This is a genomic window from Intestinibacter sp., from assembly GCF_034113885.1.
Taxonomy (GTDB): domain Bacteria; phylum Bacillota; class Clostridia; order Peptostreptococcales; family Peptostreptococcaceae; genus Intestinibacter.
Genome location: NZ_JAXEWM010000170.1, coordinates 1 through 7754 on the forward strand (window position 1 = coordinate 1; position 7754 = coordinate 7754).

At 32.0% G+C, this 7754-nt stretch carries 6 protein-coding genes; all 6 read right to left on the bottom strand.

The window, feature by feature from the left end; genetic code table 11:
- Positions 1–608: Mur ligase family protein (locus SPD90_RS10815; protein ID WP_320925228.1), on the bottom strand; the 608-nt coding region annotated here is incomplete at its 3' end.
- A gap of 22 nt (positions 609–630) precedes the next feature.
- A complete protein-coding gene (gene mraY, locus SPD90_RS10820; protein WP_320925233.1) occupies positions 631–1599 on the bottom strand; it encodes a phospho-N-acetylmuramoyl-pentapeptide-transferase in 969 nt (322 codons plus the stop codon).
- Positions 1600–1883: 284 nt separating this feature from the next.
- Positions 1884–3866, bottom strand: a complete 1983-nt coding sequence (locus tag SPD90_RS10825; RefSeq protein ID WP_320925229.1) for a stage V sporulation protein D — start codon at positions 3864–3866, stop codon at positions 1884–1886.
- Between the two features lie 11 nt (positions 3867–3877).
- Positions 3878–4195 (bottom strand): hypothetical protein, encoded by a 318-nt coding sequence (locus SPD90_RS10830; RefSeq protein WP_320925230.1) that lies wholly within the window; start codon positions 4193–4195, stop codon positions 3878–3880.
- 217 nt (positions 4196–4412) lie between these two features.
- Positions 4413–6317, bottom strand: coding sequence for an ABC transporter ATP-binding protein (locus SPD90_RS10835; RefSeq protein ID WP_320925231.1), 1905 nt, complete (start codon positions 6315–6317; stop codon positions 4413–4415).
- A partial coding sequence (locus SPD90_RS10840; protein WP_320925232.1) for an ABC transporter ATP-binding protein occupies positions 6310–7754 on the bottom strand: 1445 nt, incomplete at its 5' end. The genes SPD90_RS10840 and SPD90_RS10835, both read right to left, overlap by 8 nt.

Consider the following 7754-nt stretch of genomic DNA (forward strand, 5'->3'; position numbering starts at 1 on the left):
GCCATTATATAATTTTCCATAGTATGGTGTCTATTTAAATGGTCTGGTGAAAGATTAAGTATCATACTTACCCTCGGTTTAAAATCTACTATACTTTCCAATTGGAAACTACTAAGCTCTGTAACTAATACAGATTTTTTATCTGCCACTCCGACAGTTTCTATTACTGGTTTACCTATATTACCAACTACATAAGTGTCTTCTTTGGCAGCTTTAAATATTTCACCTACTAAAGATGTAGTTGTTGTCTTTCCATTTGTACCTGTTATACCGACAAATGTAGGGTTATCTAGTAATCTATACGCTAATTCTACTTCTCCAATTACTTCTATATCACTTGAATATAATTTTTTTATAAAAGGTAAATCAAGAGGTACTCCTGGAGACACTACAGCTAAATCAATATGTGATACTTCCTCTGGATGATATCCAAGTATATATTTTGCGTTTTTTATGTCTTTTAATTCATTTAATATATCTGATAATTTTTCTTCTGTTTTTATATCGTTAACTGTTATATTAGCTTCTAATTTATCCAATAATTTGATAGTTGATATACCAGTTTTTGCTAAACCTATAAGCAATACATTCTTTCCTTTTAAATCCATTTTCTTTACCCCCATCACTTACTTAAAATACTGCTAAAACACCTATCCAACATAAAACTATAGTTGCAATCCAGAATATGAATACAACTCTTGTTTCTGGCCATCCACATTGTTCAAAATGGTGGTGAAGTGGTGCCATTTTAAATATTCTCTTTCCATGTGTTAATTTGAAATAACTTACTTGTAGCATAACAGATAGAGCTTCTGCTAAGTATATAAATCCTACTATTACTATTAAAAGTGGTGAATTAGTAAGAGTAGCAAAAGCAACTACTGCTCCACCTAATGCCATAGAGCCTGTATCTCCCATAAATACCTTAGCAGGATATGAATTGAATGCTAAAAATCCTAGGCAAGCACCAGCTGTTGCAGCAGCAAGTATTGCAACATCAGAATTAGATAGTGATACTGCAAATATCATAAAGAAAGTAGATACTATTAAAGTAACTCCTGATGCTAAACCATCAAGTCCATCTGTTAAATTTACTGCATTTACAGTTCCTATTATAAATATCATCATAAATGGAATATACAATATTCCTAAATTTATTACATAATCTGTAAATGGTATCATAAGCTGTGTAGCACTTGGTGATGCACTATATTGATAATAGGCGACATATAAAGCAAGAGCAAATTGTAGTATTATCTTTTGATAAGCTTTAAGTCCTAAAGATCTTTTCATTTTTATTTTTATAAAGTCATCTAAAAATCCTACAAATCCAAATCCAACTATGCAAATTAAGCCTACTATTAGACTTTGGCTTATATTAGCTCTCGTAAGCCCTGTAATTAATATAGCCACTATCATCATTATTCCACCCATTGTAGGTGTTCCATTTTTAGCTAAGTGTGATTGAGGTCCTTCATCTCTGACCGTTTGACCAAATTTAAATCTAGCAAGCATTGGTATAAATATTGGTCCAAGTATTATTACTATTAAAAAACCAATCATTGCTGTATACGTAAGTTCTGTAATTCCTAACATTATTTAAAACTCCTCTCCCTGTTGTTTCATCTTTTTAATTTAATATTTCTCATTTGCAATTATTAACTTTTTTTATGCTAAATATTCCTTTTTAAAATTAAAGTTTTTCTTTTGATGACTATATAATATTATCTACATCTCCAATCTTAATAATTATATACCAAATTGATTTATTTTTGAAGATATTTATAATAGTAAGTCTTATTTTATAAACATTTTATGTATTATTTTTTAATAATGCATATGAAATTAAATATTCAGAGTTTTATAATGTGGTTTTTTTATCGTCAATGCTTAAAGTATAGAGATATGCTAGACCCTTCATTTACTTTGATGCCGGGCTTTGGAAACATATCTGTGACAATAGCTTTATCATCTACCTCTATATCTGTATCTAAATTTGATTCTAGATTATTTTCTTCTAATATTTTAGTAGCCTCCTTTATAGTTAAATTTCTCACATCTGGAATTTCAACCTGTTTTTTCTCATTTTCTGATTTTTCTTCTTCTGTATAGACCTTTTTAATACCTAAATATTCTAAGCTCTGACTCATAACTTCCTTTATAATAGGTCCAGCTGTAGTTGAACCAAATGCGACTACATCTGTAGGCTCGTCTACTATCGCAAGTACTACTATTTGAGGATCATCACATGGAGCTACACCCACAAATGAGCAAATGTATTTTCCTTGTGCGTATTTTCCGTCTATAACCTTTTGGGCTGTTCCTGTTTTTCCTCCAAGTCTATATCCAGGTAAGTAAGCTATTTTACCTCCTCCATCTGTTACAACAGAGTTCATGACTTCTAGCATTTTTTTCGATGTATCCTTGGAAACGACCTGTCTCACAGTTTTTGGTTCAATTTCTTCTGTTATATTACCTTCGTTATCTGTATATGCCTTTACAAGCCTAGGCTGCATAAGATTCCCATCGTTTGCAATAGCAGAGACGGCTGTGATTAGCTGTATAGGAGTTACCGATATAGATTGACCAAAAGAAATAGTCGCTAATTCTACAGGTCCAACGTCTTTTTCCTTATATAGTATACTGTTTGCCTCTCCTACTAAATCTATACCTGTCTTACTCGTAAGCCCAAATCCTTCTATATAATCGTATAATTTACTAACTCCCAATCTCCTTCCCAATTCCACAAAAACTGGGTTACATGAATTTTGTACTGCTTGTTCAAATGTCTCGCTTCCATGAGGTCTGTAAGATCTCCAGCATTTTATTTTTTGTCCCTCTACATTTACGCTACCTGTGCATGTAAAATGTTCATTTGGCTTGATTACATTTTCTTCAACCGATGCTGTCGATGTTATCAATTTAAATGTAGATCCCGGTTCATAGGTATCACTTATAAGGGTATTTCTCCACATTTCATAATAGGCGTTTATTTTTTTATCGTCGTCGTAGCTTTCTAGTAAATCTTCAAAATAAGGATATATTGCCTTTGTAGGTGTGTTTGGATCGTAATCTGGTTTTGATGCCATAGCTAAAATATCTCCTGTCTTTGGATCCATAGCGATTATCTTAACTCTTTTAGCATTGTTTAATTCGTAGGCTCTCTGCGCTGCTTTTTCTGCATAGCTTTGAATTACTTCATCTATAGTCAACACTAATCCATTTCCCTGTGTAGGCTCGTAATACTGCTCTACACCTTGGTTGATTTCTCTACCAGATGCGTCTGTACTTACTATAAGCTTTCCTTCTTCTCCGTGTAATTTGCTATCGTATTTTAATTCAATTCCACTGACTCCGGAGCCATCTGCTGAAGTGTGACCTAGAACATATGATGCGAAATTTCCATATGGATAATATCTCTTAGGATCCTCTGATACCCATATACCAGATAAAGACTGGCTTTGTATTTTGTCTGCTATATCGTCGTCTACCCATCTTTGTATTCTAACTAGTGCTTGATCTGTCTTTGATACCAATTTTAGAATTTCTTCATAATCCTTTTCCTTTACTATACTAGCAATTTTCTTCGCTGTCTCTTCTTTGTCCTTAACCTCAACGGGCTTGCACCAAATAGTGTATTTAGTAACACTTACAGCTAATTCCTTCATATTTTTGTCGTAAATAGTTCCTCTTTTTGCCTCTATTGGAATTTCTCTTGTCTGCTGCTCTGAAGCCTTAGTACTGAGCCACTCGCCCTTTATCAGCTGCAAATAGCACGTTCTGATTATCAATATCAAAAACAAGCTACAGGCACAAATAAGAACTAATACTAGTCTTTTTTTACTTTTAATCCTTATTTTTTTCATTCCAACCTCCTTTAATCATCTACATAAATATATCTTTTTTGATATTCTGTTGGATAAATCATATCCAATTTTGAGCTCGCATCCTCTTCTAATTTATTGGAGCTTTTGTCGCCTATATTTTCTACCTCCAGAGCTTCTAATTTATTTTTCTTCTTTTTTAAATCCTTTTCCAGGTAATATATATCGTATTTTAAGCTCGAAGAAAGCTCATAAATGCATAAATTGCCAATCCCTATTGCAGCTATTAAGACAATCAATAGTACACCTCTTTTATTTTTATTCTTTTTCCTTCTTTTATATGCTTTAAAACTCTTTATTTTTTCACTCATATCGCAACCTCCACAGTTTAAACATCCATGCATAGCCTCAATTAAAGAATTATTTATTTCCAATAAATCTTCCTTTAAAAAAATTTCTAAAAAAATATACATATAAATACAAATTCGATTTTTTTATTTCAATATTTTTGAATATATTTTAAATTTGAACAAAAAAATACACTTAGCTTTAGTTTTATCCACTAAAATTAAGTGTATTTCTCGTATACTATTCTAATTCAAAGGCTCCAGTATATAATTGATAGTATTTTCCTCGTTTTTGGATTAACTCATCGTGGCTTCCACGTTCGATTATTCTTCCTTGATCTAATACCATTATGACGTCGGAGTTTTTTATTGTAGATAATCTATGCGCTATTACAAATACTGTTCTTCCCTCCATCAATTTATCCATACCATCTTGAACTATTTTTTCTGTTCTAGTATCTATACTAGATGTCGCTTCGTCTAGTATAAGTACTGGTGGATCTGATATAGCAGTTCTAGCTATAGATAAAAGCTGTCTTTGACCTTGAGATAGGTTGCTTCCATCTCCAGTTAAAACAGTATTATATCCATCCTTTAGATGAGATATAAATCCGTGGGCATTTGCAAGCTTGGCAGCATTTATTACTTCTTCATCAGTTGCATCTAATTTTCCATATCTTATATTTTCCATTACAGTTCCAGTAAATAAATGCGTATCTTGAAGTACTATGCCTAATGACCTTCTTAAATCGTCTTTTTTGATTTTGTTTATATTAATTCCATCGTATCTGATTTTTCCATCTTGTATATCGTAAAATCTATTTATTAAGTTTGTAATTGTAGTCTTCCCTGCACCTGTAGCTCCTACGAAGGCCACCTTTTGACCTGGCTTAGCATAAAGTCTTATATCGTGCAGAACTATCTTATCATCATTATAACCGAAGTCTACACCGTCAAATACTACATCTCCACTTAGCTTAGTATATGTCACAGTGCCTTCTGCTTTATGAGGATGCTTCCATGCCCAAATTCCTGTACGCTCTTTTACTTCTTTGATTTCTCCGTTTTCTTCTATGGCATTTACTAAGGTTACATATCCATTGTCTACCTCTGGTTCTTGGTCTATAAGAGTAAATATTCTACCTGCTCCAGCAAGAGCCATTATTATAGAATTAAATTGTTGAGATACTTGAGTTACCGGCATATTAAAGCTTCTAGTAAGTTGTAGGAAAGAGGCTAATCCACCTAAAGTAAGACCACCTACACCACTTATAGCTAATACTGCTCCAACAGCAACCATTAAAACATAGCTTATATTACCTATATTTCCCATTATAGGCATAAGCATATTTGCAAAGCTATTGGCATTATCTGCACTTTCAAATAATTTATCATTTAACTCGTTAAACTTACTATTTGATTCTTCCTCATGGCAGAATACTTTAACGACCTTTTGCCCCTCCATCATCTCTTCAATATATCCATTGACTGCACCTAAGTCCCTTTGTTGATTTATGAAGTAATGAGAGCTTTTACCACCTACAACCTTCATAACTCTATACATAACAGCTACCATCAATAAAACTAAAACTGTAAGTATTGGACTTATTACTATCATAGATATCAAAGTCCCTACTATAGTTATTACTGAAGATATAAGCTGAGGTATACTTTGACTTATCATCTGTCTTAAAGTATCTGTATCATTTGTATAAATACTCATAATATCTCCATGAGCATTTGTATCAAAGTACTTAATTGGAAGCTTTTCCATATGTTCAAATAAATCATCACGTATGTTTTTTAACGTTCCTTGAGATATATTTACCATAAGTCTACTATATATATATGATGATATTGCACCTGTATAGAAAATTACAGCCATTATACCTAATGCCTTTAATAACGGTATAAAGTTAGGACTAGTACTTCCTACAAGAGGCACTATATAGTCATCTATTAAGCTTTTCAAAAATACATTTCCTATAACAGAAACGATTGAACTTATAAATATAGTTATTAATACTATAAAGAATAAAAATTTATATTCCTTAAATATATAATCCATTATCCTCTTTAAAGTCTTCATAGGATTACCTTTAGGAGCGTTTGGTCTTTTGTCTTTTTTATCTAATCCTCTACTCATTGTCATCAGCTCCCTTCATTTGTGATTCATAAACCTCTCTATATATAGAATTATTTACTTTTAATTCATCATGTGTTCCTATTGCATCTATTTTTCCATCATCTAAAACTATTATCTTATCGCTATCTTCAATAGATGATATACGTTGAGCTATTATAATTTTAGTTGTAGATGATATATCGTTTTTTAGAGCATCTCTAATTATGGCATCTGTCTTAGTATCTACTGCACTTGTAGAGTCGTCTAAAATTAATATTTTAGGCTTTTTAAGAAGCGCTCTTGCGATACATAATCTTTGCTTTTGGCCTCCAGATACATTAGTTCCACCTTGTTCTATATAAGTGTCGTATCCATCTGGGAATGTCTTTATAAATTCATGTGCACAAGATTTTTTACATGCATCTACTATCTCTTCATCTGTGGCATTTTTATCTCCCCATCTTAGATTTTCCTTAATAGTACCAGAGAACAGTACATTTTTCTGTAAAACCATAGAAACTTCATTTCTAAGGCTTTCAGTATCGTAATCTCTTACATCTACTCCGCCGACCTTTATACTTCCTTTTGTAACATCGTAAAGTCTCGGTATTAATTGAACTAAAGTAGATTTCGCACTACCTGTTCCTCCTAGGATTCCTACTGTTTCACCTGATTTTATTTCTAGATTTACATTTTGTAGGTTTAACTTATTTTCATCTCCTGCATAAGAAAAATCTACATTTTCAAATACTATAGATCCATCCTTTACTTCTGTGATTGGATTTTTGGGATTTGTTATAGTGCTCTTTTCTTCTAAAACCTCAAATATTCTATCTGCAGATGATTTTGCCATAGTTATCATTACAAAAACCATAGATATCATCATCAAGCTCATAAGTATTTGAATAGCATACGTAAATAAACTCATAAGCTGACCTGTAGTCATTGTAGCTGAAACTATCATTTTAGCTCCAAGCCATGATAAAAGTAAAATACATGTATACATAGTAAACTGCATTACAGGTGCGTTTAATACTAATATCTTTTCTGCATCTACGAATTTATTTTTCACATTTAAAGAAGCTTTTTTAAATTTATTTATCTCAAAATCCTCTCTAACTGAAGATTTTACTGTTCTTATTCCAGTTAAATTTTCTTGAACGCTAGCATTTAAATTGTCGTATTTCTTAAAAACACTCATAAACTTAGGATAAACATTTGTAGTTATTAAAAAAAGAACTACTCCTAAAAATATTATCGCTCCTAGAAATACTAATGCTAAAGTCCTATTTATTAAAACAGACATAATCATAGCAAATATCAGCATAAGCGGCGCCCTTACACACATTCTCCAAATCATCTGATATGCATTTTGTACATTTGTTATATCAGTAGTAAGCCTTGTAATTAGACCTGCAGTTGAAAACTTGTCGATATTTTCAAATGAAAAATCTTGAA

Bases quoted from the DNA above. Each gene is read 5' to 3' on its own strand.
- SPD90_RS10825 (WP_320925229.1), bottom strand. From the start codon at position 3,866: ATGAAAAAAATAAGGATTAAAAGTAAAAAAAGACTAGTATTAGTTCTT.
- SPD90_RS10830 (WP_320925230.1), bottom strand. From the start codon at position 4,195: ATGAGTGAAAAAATAAAGAGTTTTAAAGCATATAAAAGAAGGAAAAAG.
- SPD90_RS10835 (WP_320925231.1), bottom strand. From the start codon at position 6,317: ATGAGTAGAGGATTAGATAAAAAAGACAAAAGACCAAACGCTCCTAAA.